We start from the raw sequence: 20,874 nt of genomic DNA on the forward strand, positions 1-20,874 counted from the left end.
GACCCGTCCCGGTCGCTCATTTCCCGGACCGAGCAGAGCAAACACCCGCCGACGGACGCCGCAGCCGCCCCCCGCATTCATGCTTTTTCGTTCAGTCCGAATCCCGCGATTCTTCCGACGGCCTTCCGATTTTGGCGTGCGATTCCCAAAACAAAGCACGTCGAGGATCGGTATCTTCGATGTTCGCCAATCTACCCGTCCACCGCCTCGTGCCTGTGATCCGTCTGCTCATTAACGTCGACCACGTCGGAACGCTGCGTAACGCGCGAAAAGAAACGTTTCCCGACCCCGTGCACGCGGCTGCGATCTGCGAGCAAGCCGGAGCCGACGGCATCGTGTTTCACCTGCGTGAAGACCGACGGCACATCACCGAACGAGACGTTCGGCTTTTTCAGGAGACGGTCAAGGGCAAGCTTGATTTCGAACTTTCCACCGATCCAGAGGTCGTCGACATTTGCTGCGACGTCGCTCCGGACCTCGCCACCCTCGTTCCAGAGCGGCGGGAGGAGGTAACCACGGAGGGTGGGCTTGACGTGATGGCGAACCGCAACCACCTCGACCGGGTCATCCCCCGCCTCTACGACGCGGGCATCGAGCAAGTCGCCCTGTTCGTCGATCCGGTGTCGGAGCAAATCCGTGCCGCGGCCGACGCTGGCGCCAACACGGTCGAATTGCACACGGGCGACTACGCGAACGCCACGACAGACGCCGACCGCCGGGCCGAAGCCGACCGCCTCGCCGAGGGTGCCCGGGCGGCCCACGACGCCGGCCTGCGGGTTCACGCCGGACACGGGCTCGACTACAACAACTTCGCCCTGTTCCGTGACACGGTCCCGCATGTGGCAGAGGTGTCGATCGGCTTTGCCGTCATCTCCCGGGCCGTTCTGACGGGCATGGACCAGGCCGTGCGCGACATGCTCTCGGTCGTCAAAGCCTGATCACCGGCCGACTTCCTCCTGTCTTCCCTTCTTCTTTTCGCTTCCCATCCCGCCGAGCATGGACGCTCCGTCTCCATTTTTCGAAGACCTTCCCGACGATCATAAAAGCGGGTACGTCGCGCTGATTGGCAAGCCGAACGTCGGCAAGTCTACGCTCATGAACGCGATGGTCGGGCGGAAGCTGTCGATCGTTACGCGGAAGCCGCAGACGACACGCAACCGCGTGATCGGGATTCACTCGGATGAATCGCACCAGGTCATCTTCCTGGACACGCCGGGAATCATCAAGCCGCAGTATCGCCTCCACGAGGCCATGATGGGCCAGGTAGAAAGTGCCGTGCGGGATGCGGACCTCCTCCTCTTCCTCCACGACGTGACACAGGACTCGCCGGACACGTTCAGCCTCGAACAGGCCGGAGAACGCCCCGCTTTTCTCGTCCTGACGAAGATGGATCTGATCCCGAACGAGCAGGCGCTCCCACTCGTCGAGAAGTACACGGAGCTTCGCGGCTTCGACGAGGTCGTCCCCACGTCTGCGGTAAAAGGAACGAATGTCGGCACGCTCCTCGACCTGATCGTGGATCGGCTTCCTCAGGGGCCGCCGTTTTACCCGAAGGAGATGGTCAGCGAGCACCCGGAACGATTCTTCGTCGCAGAGATCATCCGGGAGAAGGTCTTCCAGCAGTACCACGAAGAAATCCCGTACTCCGTTCAGGTCAACATCGTGGAGTACGAGGAGCGCACCAACGAAAAGGACTTCATCGACGCCGAGATCGTCGTCAACAGAAAGTCGCACAAGGGCATTCTGATCGGCAAGGGCGGACGAGCCCTGAAGCGACTCGGAACCGCTGCGCGAAAAGATATCGAGCCGTTCGTGCAGTCCGACGTCTACCTGCAGCTGCACGTAAAAGTCCGGAAAGACTGGCGCGACCAGGAGTCGTACCTCAAATCCTACGGCTATCGCGGCTGATTCGACGTCTGCTCCGGTTGAGGTGACCGGCATCAGCCCCGACGGCCCAGTCCGTCAGGTTCCGCGCCGTTGCCGCAGCGTACGCTCTGGCTACCTCCGGGACGGGCCGGTGGCCTCTGCATCCGTTGCCGTCCTCCCCGCATCCGTCTCCAGCGCGCCCTCCAAGATGCGACGTGCCAGTTCCGCGGCGCTCGCAGCGGTGACGGTCCGGCGCGTCGTACGGTAGTGCGCGAGGTAGAGTACCTGCCCCGCAACCGCCCGGCGAACGATGATCCATTCAGGCGAGAGCGACGCCGACAGGTCTGCGGCGGACTCGCGGATGGCCCTGCGGAGGCGTTCACGCTCACGCGGACGGGCGTCCAGGCTCCAGTGGAAATGTATGCTTCGATCCGAAGAGGGCGGCGGCATCATGGGGCCGATAACTGGATCGTCACGGCGGGGTCGAGAAGATCGCGGGCCCACTTCGCGTGCGAGGACCACGCCATACCCCCGGCACGCCACGGGTTACGGTGTGATCTTCTCGTACGCCGCGGGATGACAGCCCGCGAACGTTCGCCTGACCGGCTCGTACGGATTGTCGGTTTACCGATCCGTATCCCTGACCTCCTCCCACACACGCCTCTTCCTGCCTCCATGAAGGTCCAGTCGTTTACTTACAACCCGTTCATGACGAATTGCTACGTCTGCCATGATCAGGGCGAGGCCGTCCTCATCGACCCGAGTTGTGCGGCGGACAACGAGAAACAGGAGGTGGCGAAGTTTCTGGAGGAGAACAACCTGACCGTCGTCCACCTGCTGCTGACGCACGCCCACATCGATCACATCTTCGGGTGCTCGTTCTTCGAGGACCGGTTCGACGACGCATTCAAAATGCACGAAGCCGCCGTTCCGTTCATCGAGCGATCCGTTGAGCAGGCGACCGCCTTCGGCGTGCAGATTGAGCCGCCGTCTGCGCCAACGTCGTTTCTAGCGGAAGGCGACGCCGTATCGTTCGGCTCGGTCACGCTCGATGTCCTGCACACGCCGGGCCATTCCCCCGACTCGATTTGCTTCGTCGACGCGGAAAGCCGGCAGGCAATCACGGGCGACGTCCTCTTTCAGGATTCGATCGGACGAACCCAGGGTCTCCCGCAGACGTCCATGCCACAGCTCATGGCATCGATCCGCGACACGCTGCTCCCCCTCGGCGATGACGTCACGATCTACCCCGGACACGGGCCCGAGACAACGATCGGGCGAGAGCGACGCCAGAACCCATTCCTGAGCGACGCGTGAGCGCGCCCCTCTTCTCCGGGTCGCTCCATGCGAGGGCAGGCTCAGGCGGACGACCCGGCCGACTCCAGCGTATTCTCCCGGACCTGCTGGTAGTATTTCTCATAGAGCGGCACAATCTGGCTGATGTCGAACGTGTCCTCCGCACGTGATCGAGCGGCCGCCGACATCCGCTGATGCAACTCGTCGTCGACGAGAAGCCGGCGGCAGGCCGCCTCGAATGCGTCGATGTCATCCAGCTCACAGAGAAATCCAGTTTCCCCGTCCACGACCAGCTCCGGCAAGCCGCCGACGTTGCTGGCCACAACCGGTACGTCGCAGGCCATAGCTTCCAGCGCTGCCAGGCCGAACGTCTCCGAGCCGCTCGGCATCAGAAAAACGTCGGCAATCGACAGGATCTCTTCGACCGGATCCTGCTTCCCGAGGAAGCGGATATCGTCGTACACGCCCAGGTCGCGGGCCTTGTGCTCGGCCGGAACGCGATCCGGGCCGTCGCCAACGAGCAGTAGCTTCACGGGAAGGTCGTCTGCACGTAGGCGATGAAAGATCTCGACGACCTGCTGGGCGTTTTTGACCGGGCGGAAGTTTGAGACGTGCGCGATCACCTTCTCCCCGTTGGGGCAAAGCGCCTGCTTGAAGTGCTCTTTGTTCTGGCGGTGAAAACGCTCGGTATCGATAAAGTTGGGCACCACCTCGATGCCGTTGTTGACCTCGAAGTGATCGTAGGTCTCCTGGCGCAGGTAGTTAGACACGGCCGTGACGCCGTCCGACTCGTTGATCGACCACGTGACCACGGGCGCGAACGACGGGTCCTGACCGATCAGCGTGATATCGGTCCCGTGGAGCGTCGTGACGACGGGCACATGTACGCCTTCGGTGGCTAGAATCTGCTTAGCCATAACCGCGCTCGTCGCATGCGGAATGGCGTAGTGCACGTGCATGACGTCGAGCCCGGCGTGCTTCGCGATGTCCACCATCTTGCTGGTCAGCGACAGCGTGTACGGCGGGTACTCGAAGAGCGGATACGTCTGAACGTTAACCTCGTGAAAGAAAATGTTGCCGGCAATGTGCGAGAGCCGGAACGGCATCGATGACGAAATGAAGTGAATCTCGTGGCCACGGGAGGCGAGAGCCTTGCCGAGTTCGGTGGCGACAACGCCGCTTCCGCCGTACGTGGGATAACAGGTGATGCCGATTTTCATGGGATGCTGGAACCTGAAGCGATCGATGAAATGCGGCCGGACGAGCCGTCGGTGCCATCAACTCATCGCGCGTAGGCAGGTTGCGGAGCGGCGATGGAGTTCCGGACAACCGGCGCCCGTCGGGGTCACGCACCCGTAACTTATACGCGACAGTGCAGTCGGCGGACGTCCGAGGCGGATGCGAGACAGTGAGATCCTGTTTGGCGGACAGCCTTCGGCACTCCAAAGGTACGGACCTCCCGACAGTCGGTCCCCGCGACGCTTGCAACACGGGGCTCGATTGATGTTCAGCACCGTGACGACCGTGTCGGTGTTATAAGATAACCGTCACGCCTATGAGTACGCATGAACGGCTGAACGTACTTCTTTGAAATACATCCGCCAAACAGGTTATGAATGTAATAATCCGCCTGTGACTTTGGGGTCGGAGTGTGCGGCTCGTACAGTGAACAACAGATACGTAAGATCCGTGAGGCCTCTTCGCCGTGCGAAGCCGGTCGTTCATTGATCGCCCGGTTCGCACGGCATACGTCTCATTTTCCTGATCTCTTCCCTAATCTCCCCCGCTCCATGCGCGATCTGCTTACACGAATCGCTTCGTCCACTCTCGCCCTCACCGTCGTCCTGATGCTCGGGGCTGCTCCCGCGCAGGCCCAGTTCGGAATTGCCGGCGGGCTGAACTTCGAATCCTCTGACGACATCAGCACGAGTAGCACGGAGGCCAACTTCGAGAACTCGACGGGCTACCACATCGGCGTCGTGTACGATGCCGGATTCGGCCCCGTCAATATTCGCCCCGGCTTTTTCTACCGGAAAGTCGGTACCTACGAGTTCGGATCGACAACCGTGGGCTCGGCTGCCGGAACGGTCGACATATCGACCTTTGAGGTCCCCGTTGACGTCCGCCTCAACGTCCTCACCACGCCGGTGATCACGCCGTACGTGCTCGCGGGCCCGATGCTTACGATCCCGCGCTCCAACGTGGAGGGCTTCAACGATAACGACTTCGACGACTTCACCGAGGACGTTTCGCTATCTGCAAACGTGGGTGTTGGCGTCCAGGTCGCCCTGCCCGCGGTCCCGTTTAAACTGCAGCCGGAGCTTCGCTACGAGTTCGGGATCTCGGAGTATGTGGATACGGACGCCGTTGAGGTCTCGGAAAGCCCGAAATTCAGCGCCTTCAGCCTGCGCGTCAACGTCCTGTTCTAGTCTGCAGATGACATTCCCCGCACGATTCACGTGTGCGGCATGGTGGGTACCTGGATTCTCGTCCGGGTACCCACTTTTTTGTCTCCCCCGGTTCGGCACGCCGAAGGGCCGGCCGCTACGTGTATAGCTGGTTCATCGACGTCGCGGCCGCAGTATCCCGGTCCGGCGTCATGACCGCAACAAGAAAACGCCGGTGCGCGGCGAGAAGCCGGCACCGGCGATATCATGATGCTTCGCATGGACGTCGTCCGCTCACGAGACCTTTTCGTAGAACCGGAAGCGACGCGAGTCCACCGTGTAGTTCCAGCCCGGCGATACGTGCTCCCGCTGCTGCACCCAGTACGGGAACTGATTGTTAGGCATTGAGACCTCGCTGAAGAAGTGGCGCGTCTTGATGGAGAACGGCCGATATGCCGGATCCGCCCGGCGGACATAGTGCGCAATGGTGAGCGCCTGTTGCCAGCCTGGAAGTTGCGTCTCCGGCGTCAGGTTCATGTAGAACGAGCGCTTCGGCGAGTTGGGATTGAATGCACTGAACTGATACGGATCCATCACCACGCCCCGGTAGGTCGACCGGCCCCGAAAATCCGTTTCCACCCGATTACGGACCACCCATGCCACGAGCTCCTGCTCATGGGGGATTTTGGTCTCCGAGTAGATGCAGCGGGCGAGCCAAAGGGTCGCTTCGTCAATGGAGGGCAGCGACGCCTTCTGCTCGGGCGTATACTGCGAGTAGCCGTAGATCGCGCTCAACAGCTCATACGTCGACCCCGACGTGTCCGCCGCCGTGATCGAACGCGGTGCAGCCGACGCCACGGAGGAGAACGAAGCCATCCAGGACGCAGCCTGAACGGAGGACGACGTGCCTGGCTCGTCAAACGCGAGGGTCGAAACCTTCGCGGCCGAAAAGACCATGACGACACACAGGCCGAAAAGAATAGCGCGGTAGCTCATGCGGTTTACCAGTTGTTCAACAATCTGCGAACGGCGCCCGACACAACACAAATACGCCGTATGGTATTGGAAATTAGGCACTTACGCACTACGCCCTGTTTCCAAGTTCGGACCGGTCAACGAGTGCTCTATTGGCAGGTTTCCGCGGTCGATTTTATGTAACTCCATGTGTTGATTTGCTTTGGAGAAGCCCCGCGACGGATCTTGACACGACCTTCCCCATCTCTTGATGCTTCGTTCCTGCCGTCTTTAAAGTGTTTACGGGGCAATTCCAGGATCTATTGTGGTCTGGTGAATCTTATAAATTGAAAAAAGCGCTTTCTCCCGTACTCCACTTCTTATGTCTACCCCCTCACTTTCTCTTCTCGCGGATGAAAACATTCCGCTCGCACGGGAGGCGTTTCAGACGTTCGGATCCGTCACGACGCGGCCCGGTCGCGACATCTCACGTGAGCACCTGCAGGAGGTAGACGTTCTGCTGGTTCGCAGCGTCACGCAGGTCGACGCTAACCTTCTGGCCGGAACGCCGGTCCGGTTCGTCGGCTCGGCCACGATCGGCACGGACCACGTCGACCGGGCGTGGCTCGTGGATCGCAACATCACCTTTGCCCATGCCCCTGCGTCCAACGCGGACTCCGTAGCGGATTACGTGGTCACGATCGCGCTTCACCTGGCCAGCCGGCGGCAGGCCAACCTGGAGGCTCGCACCGTCGGCGTCATCGGTTGCGGCAATACCGGCTCGCGGGTCGCCCGGCGCCTTCGCGAACTGGGCACCTCCGTGCTCATGAACGATCCCCCTCTGGCCGAGGACGCCGAAGAGAACGGGACAGACCATGCCTACGTCTCGCTAGATCATATCGTAGATGCCGCAGACGTCCTGTCCCTACATACGCCACTCACGGTCGACGGGCGACATCCAACCCATCACCTCATTGACGGCAACGTGATGGATCGACTCCGCCCGAACACCTGGCTCATCAACACCTCGCGAGGCGCCGTCGTGGACAACGCCGCGCTGCTACACCGGCTCAAGAAAGGAGACAGCCCCATCGGTGCGGTCGCGCTGGACGTGTGGGAAAATGAACCGACGCCTGACACGTCCCTCCTCCGCCGGGTCGACGTCGCAACGCCGCACGTCGCCGGCTACGCGTACGACGGCAAGGTGCGCGGCACGGCCATGTTGTACCGGGCCCTCTGCCAGTTCCTTGGGGTCGCACCGGCGTGGTCTCCAGAGGCCACCGTGGCACCGACCCACCCGGCTGATCTGCGCCTCTCCCCTCCCGATGCGCGTCTCCCCAGAACCGAATACCTGGTTCACCTGGCGGAAGCGGCCTGTGACGTCCGAGGAGATCACCGCCGGCTCCGAGGCATCCTCGACGTGCCGGACGCGGAGCAGGGGGCCTTCTTCAGCCATCTCCGAAAGACGTATCCGCGGCGACGCGAAATGCAGGTCCAGTCCGTCGCCCGATCGGCGGTCCCCGGGGCGCTGCACGACGCCGTCCGCGACGGTCTCCGGATCAACTTGGCCGATGCATAGAACGCGTACGGATTCGTTGCACCGCTCAAGCGCGATGCCGGACCCGGCCCGAACAGCATCCGGGCTCAGAGGTTCACGTCCTGCTGTGTCCCTCCCCCGTCCTTCGATCGCTCGTGAAGCGTCTTCACTGGATCATTCTGCGCCGACTGCCCGGCCCGTTCCTCGGTTGGCTCGGTACGCTCATGTTCCTGCTGGTCATGCAGTTCTTAATTCGCTGGCTGCCGGAAATCGCAGGAAAGGGCATTCCCGTCACGGTCATCCTTGAGTTGATCGTGTACAACCTGGCGTACATGGTCGTGCTGGCGGTTCCAATGTCCGTCCTCCTGGCCGCGCTGATGACGTTCGGGGGCCTCGCCGAGTCGCAGTACTACGCCGTCATCAAGAGCACCGGCATCTCCTTCTCCCAGCTCATCTGGCCGACGCTTATCGTCGGACTCCTGGTCACCGGCGGAATGATGTACTTCAACAACATCATGCTTCCGGAAGCGAACCACCGGGCGAGCCTGCTCTGGAAGGACATCCGGACGAAACGGCCGGGGTTCGATCTGCAACCCGGTGTATTCTACAGCGGCGTCGACGACTACAGCATTCTCGTCGGCGACCGCCCGGAGGGCACGAACCGGCTGTACGACGTTACGATCTACGACTACACGCAGGGTCGGAATCAGCAGGCCGTCATCAAGGCGTCTCACGGTCGCCTTCAACCGAGCGCGACCGGGGAAAGCATCACGCTCATCCTCTTCAATGGAGAGATGCACCGCCCGCGGCCGGGCAGCGGCCAGCGGACATCCCGGTATGAACGGCTGTCGTTCGACCGGCACCAGCTACGACTGGACCTTTCGGAGTTCGTGTTTGAACGGTCCGAGGAAGGGGATCGGCGCTCGGACCGCACGATGCCCACATCAACGATGGTCCATATCGTGGATTCGCTGGCCACTCAGCGCGACTCTCAGATCGTGAGCCTCCACTCCAACCTGGTCGACTATATTCGGCTGGATCCCGACCTGTCGCTCAGCGACCTCCCGGAGCCGCGCAACCCGGCGACGGATGCCAATGCCACCGCGCTCGACACCGCCGCCGTGCCCACGCCCTACGCCGGCCTTCGTGGACTAACGGCATCGCAGCAGCACGTCGTCGCCGGAAACGCCCTCCAGGAAGCCCGCTCGGCCCAGTCCAGCGCACGCAGCGCGTCGCGGACGCTCGAATGGAAAACGAAGCGCATCCAGCGGTACCGCGTCGAGATCTACAAGAAGTTTTCGATCGCGGTCGCGTGTCTCATCTTTATGTTTATCGGCGCACCGCTGGGGCTCAGCATCCGTCGTGGTGGACTCGCTACGATCGGTGCCGTCGCCCTCGGCATCTTCATGTTTTACTGGGTGACCCTCGTTCAGGGGGAAAAGCTGGCGGACCGAGGTCTCCTTGAGCCCTGGGTGGGGATGTGGATCGCAAACGCCATCATGGTCGTCGTCGGCCTCTGGCTGGTAACGTACGTTATCCTCGACCTGCGCGCCACCCCGCCCCTGCGCACGCGCCTCTGGCTGTGGATCAAATCGATCTTCAGCCGTTCCTGACATCGCCTGTTTTTTGTCATCGCCCGTCGCCCGTCTCCTCAGCTCGCTTCCGGTGCTTTACCTCGTCCCCACCCCAATCGGGAATCTCGAAGACATTACGATCCGTGCCGTTCGTGTTCTGCGCGAATCGGACCTGATTGCCTGCGAAGACACCCGCACCTCCGGCGTCCTTTTGTCGAAGTACGGTATCGACACCCCCACCACGTCATACCACGACCACAACGAACGTGACAAAGCACCCCACCTTGTGAAGCGGATGCGTGCGGGGCACCAGATTGCCCTGATTACGGATGCCGGATCGCCGGGCATCTCCGACCCCGGGTTCTACCTTGCGCGAGCCGCTCGCGAGGCAGGCATCGAGGTCAGCGCGCTTCCAGGCCCGACGGCCTTCGTACCGGCCCTCACGGCCAGCGCGCTCCCGTCCGACCGGTTCGTATTCGAGGGCTTTCTCCCGAAAAAGAAGGGCCGGCAGACCCGCCTCAAGTCCATCGCGCAGGAGCCCCGAACCGTCGTGTTTTACGAGTCGCCGCACCGGCTTCTCCGAACGCTCGACGCACTGATCGATCACTGCGGACCGAATCGTCCCGTCGCCGTGGCCCGCGAACTCACGAAGACCTACGAGGAGGTGCGTCGTGGAACGCTGCAAGAGGTGCTATCGTATTTTGCCGGGTATGAAAACATCCGGGGAGAGATCGTTATCGTCCTTGGCGGTGCGGATGTCTGATGCGCTATCCTCTCTCCGCTCCACGAAGATCCGTGTTTTTCTGCCTTCGATGCCCGTCCCCTCAATGACTCACCGATCTCTAAGGCGCCTCGTGCCCGGCCGTGTCCTGGTCGCGCTCCTTGCCGTCGTTCTGGTTTCTGGCGCACCGGTCGCCGGGCAGGACGCCGATGCTCCGGCCGCCCGAACGGACACCCGCGTCGTCCAAAACAACACCGCAGCATCGGAGAATGACGGCGACGCCTGTCCGATGGGAGACGTCGACCTCGGCAGGGCCACGGAAACAACGGCATCGCAGGACTCCCTGCAGGATGTAACGGAGCCGCGCCCCGCACTCACTGCCCCCGCTCCGACCGCGGCTGAACAAGAGGTGCGCGAGATGCTGACGTCGGCCGGCATCCACGTCGTTCACTTCTGGGCCCCTTGGTGCCCCAATGCCCGGAACGAACTGGCTGACGGCTGGGGAGACCTCGTCCGCAATAATCCGGACGTCAACTTCGTGTTTATCACCATCTGGAATGACGGAGAGAGTGGTGCGTCCGTCCTCAACAAATACGACATACCGGACCGCGTGTCCATGCTCACGCTCCCCGACACGGGGCCGAGCGACAACGAGGACCTCCGACGCCGACAGTTCCTCGGGCTCCCCTTTACCTGGAGCCCGTCTACCTGGATCTTCCATCAGAACGGTGAACTCGCTTTCGCCATGAACTACGGCGAGATGAAGATGGCCACGATCCAGCAATTGATTGATAACACCCGGGCGGACTGGTAGGTTCGCCCTCTTCACCCCTGTCACCACATGCGGGCCTTTCGGCTCGCCGCTTTGCCTTCTCCCCTTTGGTAATCCGACAGAATGAACTGGAAGTGGACTGACCGCATCGCCGCCGGCTTCGTCTTTGCGTGGGCTCTCGTGCTCTACACGCTGACCGTCGCCCCGACGACGTCGTTCTGGGATGCGGGCGAATTTATCGCCAGCGTGTACAAGCTCCAGGTGATGCACCCTCCCGGGGCGCCGTTTTACATGCTCATGGGACGCCTCTTCTCCATGTTCGTCCCGGCGGACTTCGTCGCGCTGGCCGTGAACATGATCTCGGTACTGTCCAGCGCGGGGACGGTCCTGCTCACACACCTCATCATTCTCCGGCTCGTTCGGCGATGGCATGGAACGCCGTCGACGTGGACGCCGGAGCAGCGCGTCGTCGGGCTCGGGAGCGGGGTGATCGGTGCCCTCACCTTCGCGGCCACGGACACGTTTTGGTTCAATGCCGTCGAGGCCGAGGTCTACGCCCTGTCGATGTTCTTCACGGCGCTCGTGGTGTACCTCGCCATGCGCTGGAGTGACGAAGCCGAGGCGGAGGAACGGCTTCTCGCCGGCGGCAAGCATCCGTTCGGCCTGAGCGCCAACCGGTACCTCGTCCTGATCGCCTACTTTTTCGGACTCGCGATCGGCGTGCACCTGCTCAACCTGCTGGCGTTCTTCTTCGTTGCCCTTATCATCTTCTTTACCGAGTACGACAAGCCGGACTGGACGCCTCAAAAACGGCTCCGGATGATCGTCGTCACCGGGGCGCTGGCGTCGGTCGTGTTCTTCACGATCTACCCGGGCGTCATTCTTTACGTCCCGAAATACATCGGGGCAGTCGGGTCGCCGCTCTTCGCCGTCTTCTTCCTGGTACTCGTCGTCACCGGCGGGCTTTACGTCACGCACAAGCGGCAAATGCAGGTCGCGAACATAGCGCTCCTGTGCCTGACAGTGATCCTGGTCGGTTACTCCACGTACGCACTCATCTTCATTCGCAGCGCCACCGAACCGCACATCGACCTGAACGACCCCGACACCCCGGAGCGCTTCGTGTCGTATCTGGAACGTGAGCAGTACGGAACCACGCCCCTGCTTACAGGGATGACGTACAACGACGAGCGAGGCGTCGTCCCTCGCGACGACGAAGCCGATCCCGTTCTGTTTCCACGGCGTCACTCGATCAGCCAGTCGCACTGGCGCGTGTATGACCAGTACGACTCCGACTGGGAGTTTTTCTGGGAATACCAGGTCGGCCACATGTACGTCCGATACTTCCTCTGGAACTTCTCCGGACGGCAGAGCGACGTGCAGGACGCCCCCGCCGTGACCGGCATTTCCTTCATCGATCCACCCGACACGCAGCTCCGACAAACGCCCAGTGAAAAAGCGTCACACAACGTCTACTTTGCCCTCCCGCTGTTACTGGGGCTGTTCGGTGCCTTTTACCACGCCAGCCGAGACTGGCGCCGGGCGTTCAGCGTGTTCACCCTGTTCCTCGTGACGGGCATCGGGATCATCATCTATCTGAACCAGACACCGAATCAGCCGCGCGAGCGTGACTACGCCTACGTGGCGAGCTTCTTTGCCTTCTCCCTCTGGGTCGGCATCGGTGCCGGCGGAATCCTGGAACTGGCGTACGACGCCGTGCGCGACAGCCTCAAGAGCCTGCAGCGCGCCGGAGTGATGACGGGCGTCGGTCTCGCACTGTTCGCCGCCGTCCCGCTCTGGATGACGTACGAGAACTACGACGACCACGACCGGTCCGGCAACTTCGTTGCGCGTGACTACGCATACAACATGCTGAACAGCGTGGCCGAGGACGGCATCCTCTTCACGAACGGGGACAACGACACGTATCCGCTCTGGTACCTGCAGGAGGTCGAAGGCATCCGTACCGATGTGCGCGTGGCAAATCTCTCGCTCCTGAATACGGATTGGTATGTTGAGCAGCTCAAGAACGAGGCGGCGTACGAGTCCGAACCGTTGCCGATCTCCATGTCGGAGCAGCAGATCAACAACCTCCGGCCGTCGCGCTTCGACCCGCGGACGGTGCAGATTCCCGTCCAGCAGAACGCGGCCAACCGGTTCAGCGACGTGTATCTGGCAGAAAAGACACCGGATTCCCTCACGATTGAGCGCCCCATGTCGTGGCGCCTCGAAGGTCGTGCCTACGGTCGGGACGTACGCGTCCTTCAGGTAGCCGACCTCGTCGCCTACAACATGATCCGGACGGCCGCGGAGCAGGGGTGGCAGCGCCCGATTTACTTCGCCACCACCGTCGCACGGGACGGTACTCTCAACCTGGATCCGTACTTCCAGCTGGAGGGGCAGGCCAACCGAGTGGTACCCGTCCGAAGCGGAGCCGCCATCGGTCGCGCGGTGCCGGGACTCACGGAGGAGCGGATGAACGCCTTCCGGTTTACCAACCTCTCCGACCCGGACCTCTACCTGAATGAGAACGCCCGTCGTATGATCGACGGCTACCGGATCAGCTTCTCCCAGGCCGGGGAACAGCTGGCGCGCCAGGGATATCCTGACCGGGCCCGTCGCCTCCTGACGAACTTCGTCGACCAGGTCCCCTTCTCCACCGTTGCCGGCGACATCCAGACGTTCGTGCTGATGGCCCGGGCGCTGGAGGTGGCCGGAGCGAACGACCGGGCGATCCGTGTCATGCAAGAGTCTGAGCGTGTCGTCATGCACGAGGTTCGAAGCGGTGCACGACGGTCCATGACGTACGCCCTGCAGTACGCCGGATCCATCCGCAGTGCGTACCGGGACGCCGGGATGCAGGATGCGCTGACGTCCTTCGACGAGCGCCTCGAACAGGCTCTCGCCGATGCGAACGTTGCGCTCTCCGACCGCCAGCGTCAGATGCTGGGTCTCTCCGGTGGGGATGACAGCAGCCGGATGCCGCGGGAACTGCTTCCGCCGGGCGGCAACAGGCAGATGCCCGACGCCCCGTCGCCCAATGCACCTGCGCCCGGGGAGAGCGAACCCCGACAGTAATGGACGGATTCCTCCAACGCATGGCGATAAATCGCACCTCGTAGTCGACACTGCCGTTCGACGACTCGCAGCCCCATCGCGGAGGGTGAGCTTCGGCTCATCCTCCGCTTTTTCGTTTTACGCACAAAAACAGACCACAGGCCCACCGTGATAGCAGGGTTATGCGGTCGAGGAGACGGCAGGATTTTCCCTGATAGGCTGTTGAATCGTCGAGAATCGTTAAATTTATGTATCTTTAGAAGGGAATCGGAGCGGATTCAGAATATGATCACTCTGAACACTTCATGGTATCTCCGATTGTCGGGCGTGTCGACCGGATGCGACAAAGATGAGCCGTAGACCTACCTGAAACGTAGTTATTCGCTCCTTCGAGACCTTGACAGGGTAGCGAACCGGCGTCTATATTTTTTGATGAAGCATGTCATGTGCCGTGGTGCTCCCCAATTCGGGGTGCAGGGACTGGAGCTGTAGTGGACATGACGGCTCCCTGCGCCAGTAATCCCTCGCAAGTCCGTTGAATCGACGCCTGATTTCCGGCTCCATCTCTCCGCCTCCTGAGCGAGCGAAGACGTCTGACCCCGACCGTCGCCTGCGTGGCCCGTCCCGGCCGCGACGCTGACGCGTAGCGTTCGCTGCCGACGTTTGCGTATGGACGGAGGAAGGAGCGCTGTATCGGGCTTCGACTATGTGGAGGCTCAGACATGACAATTCAGCACAGTACGGTCAAGTGGTTCGACGCCAAGAAAGGCTACGGTTTTATCAACCACCCCGATGGTGGAGACGACGTCTTTATCCATTACTCCCAAATCGACTCCGACGACGATTTCAAAACCCTCCGAACAGGTCAATCGGTTCAGTTCGAAATGAATGACGGACCGAAAGGCCTGCACGCCGTCAACGTTCGGGCTCTGGATGAGGAGGAAGACGGAGGTGATGCCCCAGACGTCGAGACCATCGATTCGCCAGCACCCGCTCTCGAAAACGTAAAACCTGTAGACAACGAGCCGGAACCAGAGCGAAACCTGGAGCAGGAACCGGATCACGAGGCTCCTGACGAAGGCGCGACCCCAGCGTTCTGAGGCTCTCCGGGGAGCAAACGTGCCTGCGCTTGGACGGGAGGGCTCCCGCGATCGAACCTGTCCGACGGCCGGACGTGAAGTACCGCCGACAACACTCTGGCCTCCCCCCGACCGTTCATGACTGACGCCCCGACGTACGACGAGCCCGTATCGATCGTCCTCGCCCACGATTCTCGAACCGTGGACACCGATCGACTCACCGATCTCGTGCACACGGTATTGGACGGTGAAGGACGATCCCTGCGGCACGTAAGCGTCGTTTGTGCAGACCACGAGACCGTGCGTCGCCTGAACCGGGAGTATCTCGACCACGACTACAACACGGACGTACTGTCCTTTTCTCTCGCCGAGACGGATGAGGCGGTCGAGGGCGAGGTGTACGTCGACCTCGACACCGCGGCCGAGCGGCATGACGAGTTCGACACCTCGTACGAAGTTGAAGTCGCCCGCTATGTCGCGCATGGTCTGCTACACCTGGTCGGCTACGACGACGGTACGGCATCAGGCAATCAGAAGATGCACAAGCTGGAGGATGAATACCTGCAGCACGTTGGACTCGGATCCGTAGACGCGGACAAGGCCTGATTTTCATTCGCGTCGAAACATTGCGCCGGCCTCGGGAATGTGTACAGTCCTCTGACGCCCGTGCTTCCGTGCCCGGAGCGTTCGAGCTTACGTCCCTTGCTCATTCAACCGTTTCAGGAATATGAATACGCAGATCACGGTTCGGCACGTCGACGTCACGGATCACGTGAAAGAGTACGCAGAGAAACGGGCGGCGAAGCTCGAGAAGTTCTACGATGGGATCGTAAGTGCCCACATTATCCTCGGGGAAGACAACTCTCCTGCGCAGGAGAAGCAGGTCGAAATCAACATCGACGTCTATCAGAAGCGTCTGACGGCGGAAAACTCCGCATCCACGTACGAGCAGGCCGTGAACAGCTGCGTGGACCAGCTTCGTCGGCAACTTGAGAAATACAAGTCTCAGCTTCGCAGCAAGAAGCGCGATGCACATTAGAGCTGGAGACACGTCCTCGAACGTACGAAACGCCCGGGAATGGCTTTATCACCATCCGCGGGCGTTTTACGTGGTGTGCTGCGCCTGAACCTACAGCGTCTGGACCTGCAACATCCGTCGTCGCTCCCTATGCCGCGACGCTTGGCTCAGAATCGGGGACACTGCGCAAACGCACGGCGCTATGCCATTTCGCGCATCGGCTCGACGATCCGCTTGACCGTATCCGCGCTGGACATAATGTAGAAGTGTGTGCAAGGCACACCGGCGCTCATTAGCTCCTCGGTCTGACGCAAAGCCCATTCGACGCCAACATCGTCGACATGCTCGGGATCGGCGGCCTCAATTTCTGCGGCAAGCTCTTCGGGAATGTCGGTGTGGAAGTACCGCGGCAGCGAACGCAGGTGTCGTTTGCTCGTGATGATCTTGAGTCCGGGAATGATCGGGACGTCGATCCCCACGTCGCGACACCGGTCGACGAAGTCGAAGTACTTCTCGTTATCGAAGAACATCTGCGTGACGACGTAGTGCGCCCCGGCGTCCACCTTCTCCTTCAGGTGCATGATGTCCCACGCGAGATTCGGCGCCTCAAAATGCTTCTCGGGGTAGCCTCCAACACCGATGCAGAAGTCCGTCGGGGCAGCTTCCATCAGGTCTTCGAGGTACTCGCCATGGTTCATCGCCCGGATCTGGCGGACGAGATCGATCGCATACTCATTCTGCGACCGGTCGCTGGGAATCGTTTTGTCGTAGCCCTTATCGTCTCCCCGAATGGCGAGCACATTGTCGATGCCCAGGTAATTGAGCTCAATGAGGGCGTCTTCCGTTTCCTCCCGTGTAAAACCGCGGCACAGCAAGTGCGGGACGGTGTCGATATCGAACCGCGCCTCAATCGCCGCGCATAGGCCCAGCGTTCCCGGTCGCTTTCGCTTTACGCACCGCTGCCAGGCCCCATCAGGCATCTGCTTGTAAGACACCTCCGCCGAGTGACTCGTGACGTCGATGAACGGCGGATCGTAGGGCATCAACTTCTCTACGACGCTCAACATTTGCTCGGCCGAACCGCCACGTTTCGGCGGAATGATCTCGTAGGAGATCAGCGGATTGTTGGCGCGCTCCAGATGCTCGATGACTTTCATGCGACGTGACTTTCAACCATTCATTGGTTTAGTTGACGACCCGCCGGGGATCGTGGTCGGCCGACAGGCCTTCACCGGTCCCATTCGCGGACCGGAGTACACAGCCGTTCTCTGAAAACACGACGAGACGGTGCGTGCATCGATAAATATGCGAGTCTCATACCTTTTAACTCACCGGGTGTTCGATGACTGGATTAGTGTTTACAACGCCGGAAGAAGCAGACGATTTCCTTCAAGCTGTGGTCAGTATGCGTGCTGAACAGCTGTCGGAGGGCGACGTAATCAGCGTCGGTCCGGCCGTTGCGTCCATTCTCGGCGTAGGTAAAATCAAGGCAACGTTGAACACAGAACGGCTTATGCGTGAGCACGACCTTGACCGGATTCTGCACATCGGGACCTGCATGGCGCTCACCGATGCCGTGGATGTGGGGACACTGGTCGGGGCGTCGTTCGTGCTGGAAGGCGATCGCGTGCACCTTAACGCACCGACCTATCCACGCATGCCGCTCGACTGCCCTTTCGAGACGGATACGACGGGGACGGTCGTCACCCAGGATCACGACATCGGCGATCCGGAAGACGGCTCCTACTGGCAGCGCATCGCCGACGTGTCGGACACCTCCGGCTACGCCGTCGCCTACGTAGCGGCCCAGCACGGCGTGCCGTGTCACGTTGCAAAGGTTGTGACGAGCCAGGCCGGCGTCGATCGTGACTCTTTCCTGGAGGACCGATCAGCCGCTCACGCTCGCATTGCTTCTTTTCTGCAGCAGGACGTCTTCGCCGACGACGCGTGGACGTGACCCAGGGACATAGGCGCGCATCGAAAACGCCGGCCCCATGGCGGATGCCGGCGTCTTTTCGTTGTTCTTTTCCTGAAACCGAGGTCGCTAATTCCGGCGGCGCCACAGGTCATCGCGCCACGCATCCGGAAAGCCGTCGGATCCTCCCCAGGAGTAGTGGTATTCCGGCGACAGCACCTGGGCGTCTTTTCGTTTCTGGCGCCGCTGATCGGCCCGGATCTCGCGAATGCCGACCGGAATGCTCTGCCCGGCCCGCCGCGCTTTTTCCCGCAACACGACGGGGTCGCGCTCGAAGGGGAGCGGCTGTTCGGGAAAATAGATGCGATATGCCGTCGCTGCGACCCAGAGCAGCAGAAACACGATGATTGGGCCGAGGATGGTAAAGAAGAGCAATGGCATGGGCGTCGTAGTACTCCGGCAGCGGCGGCGTGAGCGCGGGCCGGTAACCGTCCCGCCAGGTGGCAACCGTATCGTCACCTGTCTTCATCGTATATGCATCATGAGCGCGTCAGGTCCCCGAATAACGGGATCGATACTGATGAACGGCGGGATCGACATCCAGGCGTGCCGCCGTCTCGTTATTCCGTATCGGCGGTGTCTGCATTCGTCGTATCCGCGGCCGAACCATTATTCTGCAGGGCCTCGTAGTCGGCCGGGCTGACGGCCATCTGCTCCGGCGTGAACTGCTGCTGGCGCTCCCCGGCTTCGGTTTCCTGTCGGTTGATTTCATCCACGGTCTGCGACGAGACGTCTCCCAGGTCCCCGCGGAACGCCGTATCGAAGAGGGTGAACGTGATGAAGATCACGACGAAGAGGGTGCCGACGGAAAACGTCAGCGAGTTGACCGGCTTGTCGTATTTCAGCGCCATGAAGTAGAGCACAACCAGCGATGCCTTGACCACGGCGATCAGGATGGCGACCGGCATATCCAGGGGGCCAAGCGGGAGTGCGGCGGCGACCACCGTCAGCACGGTCAGGCCGATCAGGGCGCCAAAGACCGTCGCCAGCGTTTTGAAGGGGATGATGTGATGCGAATCGTGCGACATAGGGAACGTCTTGGGTCGGTGCGTAGCGAACGGAGGGGCCTGCCGCTACACGAGATAGAGGAGCGGGAAAAGGAAGATCCAGACGAGGTCCACCAGGTGCCAGTACAGCCCCGATAGCTCGATGTGCGTGTAGTATTCACTGCTGAAGTGGCCGCGGTAGGTCCGGCTGGCGATCCACCCGATCAGGATCATACCGACCACGACGTGGAAGCCGTGGATGCCCGTCATCACGAAGTAGATGCTGAAGAACTGAGGGGCGTAGGCGTAACTTGCGAGCGCCCCGTAATCCACACCGTGAGCGACGCCGTGCGGGTCGAACATCGCACCGGGAAAGACGCCGTGCTCAAACTTGGACGTGTACTCGAAATACTTGACAACCAGGAAGGCCCCGGCCAACGCGATGGTGCCGATCTGCAGCCAGAAGGACTTCATCGCCTCCCCCTTCTGGATGAAATGAATCGCCAGCGCGATGGTGAACGATGAGCCGAGGAGGACGACCGTGTTCAGGCCGCCGAGTTGCCAGTCGAGCGTCTGGCTCGCCACCGCGAACGTTTCGGGATGCCACTGTCGGAAGACGGCGTAGGCCACGAACATGCCGCTGAACAGCAGCACCTCCGTGATCAAGAAAAGCCACATGCCGAGCTTTGCCGAATCGAACTGCTGCTCGGACGAAACGAAGTGATGCTGCAGGTGCGAAAGGTGTTCCTCGTCGTGAAGATCCACCTCCGTCTGAGCCGGAGCGGCCGGCGTGTCGGTCGTGGTATCCGTTGCCATGAATCTTGCGGTCTAGCGATAAAAAGGCCGGCATTCACCGATCGGGCTCGTCGCCTGTACGGAGGCATGGCCCGGAACGTCATCCGCGGGGGATGCCGGCACGGCTGAGTGAGAGAACCGCGGCGCGCATCCTCGCGCACGCCGCGGTCTGTTGGCGCCTTACGTTACGCGTTCTGCGGCGCTTCTTCCGACGGCTCGGGAGCCGCCGGGGCGGCCTGCGGCACGTCGAGGCTGGCCGCCTGCCCGTCGCCGACACCGTCGCCACTTCCAAAGACCTCATCGGCCAGGTGGAAGTCGTAGGGACCGCGCGTCACGAGCGGCGTCCGAACGAAATTGTGCGGATCCGGCAGGGCGGCCACGTTCGTCCATTCGAGCGTCGCTGCGGCCCACGGGTTCGCGGGGGCCTTCGGCCCGAAGAACATCGAGTAGACGCCGTAGAAGAGCACGATGAAGAGTCCGAGGGCGAGGACGTACGAGCCGTACGTTGAGACCTGGTGGAGTGCCTCGAAACGGTCGACGTAGTCGTAGTACCGACGCGGCATGCCCTTCGCCCCCAGCACGAGCTGGGAGAAGAACGTGGCGTTGAACCCCACGAAGATCAGGAAGACGGCAATCTTGCCGAGCGTCTCGTTATACATGCGCCCGGTGATCTTCGGCCACCAGTAGTGCATGCCCCCGAGAAGCGCCATGACGGAACCGCCCATCATCACGTAGTGAAAGTGCCCGACGACGTAGTACGTATCGTGCAGGTGCACGTCCACGGCCAGGACACCGACCATGATGCCGGTGAATCCGCCGATCGTGAACAGGAACAGGAAGCTGAGGGCGTAGAGCAT

21 protein-coding genes are annotated in these 20,874 nt (G+C 61.4%); 13 read left to right on the forward strand and 8 right to left on the reverse strand.

Features of this window, described 5'->3' with window-relative positions:
- Nucleotides 1-215: 215 nt before the first annotated feature.
- Together ACFCU0_RS10400 and era are read left to right on the forward strand one after the other, a co-directional pair.
- Entirely contained in the window at nt 216-938 is a 723-nt protein-coding gene (locus ACFCU0_RS10400; RefSeq protein WP_434973621.1) for a pyridoxine 5'-phosphate synthase, read from the forward strand.
- Nucleotides 939-996: 58 nt separating this feature from the next.
- Complete coding sequence (gene era / locus ACFCU0_RS10405; RefSeq protein WP_434973602.1) at nt 997-1,908, forward strand: GTPase Era; 912 nt, start codon at nt 997-999, stop codon at nt 1,906-1,908.
- 90 nt (nt 1,909-1,998) lie between these two features.
- On the opposite strand, the gene ACFCU0_RS10410 is transcribed toward era, so the two are convergent.
- Nucleotides 1,999-2,319 carry a hypothetical protein gene (locus ACFCU0_RS10410; RefSeq protein WP_434973603.1) on the reverse strand — a complete coding sequence of 107 codons (321 nt, stop codon included), beginning with the start codon at nt 2,317-2,319 and terminating at the stop codon, nt 1,999-2,001.
- Nucleotides 2,320-2,541: 222 nt separating this feature from the next.
- Between ACFCU0_RS10410 and ACFCU0_RS10415 the strand changes: the two genes are divergently transcribed.
- The gene (locus ACFCU0_RS10415) at nt 2,542-3,183 is read left to right on the forward strand and encodes an MBL fold metallo-hydrolase (RefSeq protein WP_434973604.1); all 642 of its coding nucleotides are present in this window, start codon (nt 2,542-2,544) and stop codon (nt 3,181-3,183) included.
- 41 nt (nt 3,184-3,224) lie between these two features.
- Here the strand turns inward: ACFCU0_RS10415 and bshA are convergent, their stop codons facing one another.
- Complete coding sequence (gene bshA / locus ACFCU0_RS10420; RefSeq protein WP_434973605.1) at nt 3,225-4,382, reverse strand: N-acetyl-alpha-D-glucosaminyl L-malate synthase BshA; 1,158 nt, start codon at nt 4,380-4,382, stop codon at nt 3,225-3,227.
- Nucleotides 4,383-4,952: 570 nt separating this feature from the next.
- On the opposite strand from bshA, the gene ACFCU0_RS10425 reads away from it, so the two are divergent.
- The gene (locus tag ACFCU0_RS10425; protein ID WP_434973606.1) at nt 4,953-5,591 is read left to right on the forward strand and encodes an outer membrane beta-barrel protein; all 639 of its coding nucleotides are present in this window, start codon (nt 4,953-4,955) and stop codon (nt 5,589-5,591) included.
- Nucleotides 5,592-5,843: 252 nt separating this feature from the next.
- On the opposite strand, the gene ACFCU0_RS10430 is transcribed toward ACFCU0_RS10425, so the two are convergent.
- Nucleotides 5,844-6,545, reverse strand: a complete 702-nt coding sequence (locus ACFCU0_RS10430; protein ID WP_434973607.1) for a hypothetical protein — start codon at nt 6,543-6,545, stop codon at nt 5,844-5,846.
- A 340-nt stretch (nt 6,546-6,885) separates the two neighbouring features.
- Here ACFCU0_RS10430 and ACFCU0_RS10435 point away from each other — a divergent pair, with 340 nt between their 5' ends.
- From ACFCU0_RS10435 to hpf, 8 genes are all read left to right on the forward strand, one after another.
- The gene (locus tag ACFCU0_RS10435; RefSeq protein ID WP_434973608.1) at nt 6,886-8,082 is read left to right on the forward strand and encodes a 4-phosphoerythronate dehydrogenase; all 1,197 of its coding nucleotides are present in this window, start codon (nt 6,886-6,888) and stop codon (nt 8,080-8,082) included.
- A 113-nt stretch (nt 8,083-8,195) separates the two neighbouring features.
- Nucleotides 8,196-9,653: an LptF/LptG family permease gene (locus ACFCU0_RS10440; protein WP_434973609.1), complete on the forward strand. Its 1,458-nt coding sequence runs from the start codon at nt 8,196-8,198 to the stop codon at nt 9,651-9,653.
- 52 nt (nt 9,654-9,705) lie between these two features.
- Nucleotides 9,706-10,377, forward strand: a complete 672-nt coding sequence (gene rsmI, locus ACFCU0_RS10445) for a 16S rRNA (cytidine(1402)-2'-O)-methyltransferase (protein ID WP_434973622.1) — start codon at nt 9,706-9,708, stop codon at nt 10,375-10,377.
- A 64-nt stretch (nt 10,378-10,441) separates the two neighbouring features.
- A complete protein-coding gene (locus ACFCU0_RS10450) occupies nt 10,442-11,149 on the forward strand; it encodes a TlpA family protein disulfide reductase (RefSeq protein ID WP_434973610.1) in 708 nt (235 codons plus the stop codon).
- 81 nt (nt 11,150-11,230) lie between these two features.
- Complete coding sequence (locus ACFCU0_RS10455) at nt 11,231-14,185, forward strand: glycosyltransferase family 117 protein (protein ID WP_434973611.1); 2,955 nt, start codon at nt 11,231-11,233, stop codon at nt 14,183-14,185.
- A gap of 701 nt (nt 14,186-14,886) precedes the next feature.
- Nucleotides 14,887-15,264 carry a cold-shock protein gene (locus ACFCU0_RS10460; protein ID WP_434973612.1) on the forward strand — a complete coding sequence of 126 codons (378 nt, stop codon included), beginning with the start codon at nt 14,887-14,889 and terminating at the stop codon, nt 15,262-15,264.
- 117 nt (nt 15,265-15,381) lie between these two features.
- Nucleotides 15,382-15,849, forward strand: coding sequence for an rRNA maturation RNase YbeY (ybeY, locus tag ACFCU0_RS10465; protein WP_434973613.1), 468 nt, complete (start codon nt 15,382-15,384; stop codon nt 15,847-15,849).
- A gap of 121 nt (nt 15,850-15,970) precedes the next feature.
- Nucleotides 15,971-16,282: a ribosome hibernation-promoting factor, HPF/YfiA family gene (gene hpf, locus ACFCU0_RS10470; protein ID WP_434973614.1), complete on the forward strand. Its 312-nt coding sequence runs from the start codon at nt 15,971-15,973 to the stop codon at nt 16,280-16,282.
- Between the two features lie 179 nt (nt 16,283-16,461).
- Here hpf and metF read toward each other — a convergent pair whose 3' ends face one another.
- Complete coding sequence (gene metF, locus ACFCU0_RS10475) at nt 16,462-17,418, reverse strand: methylenetetrahydrofolate reductase [NAD(P)H] (protein ID WP_434973615.1); 957 nt, start codon at nt 17,416-17,418, stop codon at nt 16,462-16,464.
- 185 nt (nt 17,419-17,603) lie between these two features.
- On the opposite strand from metF, the gene ACFCU0_RS10480 reads away from it, so the two are divergent.
- Nucleotides 17,604-18,218 (forward strand): 5'-methylthioadenosine nucleosidase, encoded by a 615-nt coding sequence (locus ACFCU0_RS10480; protein WP_434973616.1) that lies wholly within the window; start codon nt 17,604-17,606, stop codon nt 18,216-18,218.
- An 87-nt stretch (nt 18,219-18,305) separates the two neighbouring features.
- On the opposite strand, the gene ACFCU0_RS10485 is transcribed toward ACFCU0_RS10480, so the two are convergent.
- From ACFCU0_RS10485 to ACFCU0_RS10500, 4 genes are all read right to left on the reverse strand, one after another.
- Nucleotides 18,306-18,617, reverse strand: a complete 312-nt coding sequence (locus tag ACFCU0_RS10485) for a hypothetical protein (protein ID WP_434973617.1) — start codon at nt 18,615-18,617, stop codon at nt 18,306-18,308.
- Between the two features lie 179 nt (nt 18,618-18,796).
- Nucleotides 18,797-19,264: a cytochrome C oxidase subunit IV family protein gene (locus tag ACFCU0_RS10490; RefSeq protein ID WP_434973618.1), complete on the reverse strand. Its 468-nt coding sequence runs from the start codon at nt 19,262-19,264 to the stop codon at nt 18,797-18,799.
- A gap of 45 nt (nt 19,265-19,309) precedes the next feature.
- On the reverse strand, nt 19,310-20,038 hold the full coding sequence (locus ACFCU0_RS10495) for a cytochrome c oxidase subunit 3 family protein (protein WP_434973619.1): 729 nt from the start codon (nt 20,036-20,038) through the stop codon (nt 19,310-19,312).
- 164 nt (nt 20,039-20,202) lie between these two features.
- The coding region (locus ACFCU0_RS10500) for a cbb3-type cytochrome c oxidase subunit I (RefSeq protein ID WP_434973620.1) at nt 20,203-20,874 on the reverse strand (672 nt) is incomplete at its 5' end.

Origin of the sequence: Longibacter sp., from assembly GCF_051155795.1 — a bacterium.
Classification (GTDB): Bacteria; Bacteroidota; Rhodothermia; order Rhodothermales; family Salinibacteraceae; genus Longibacter.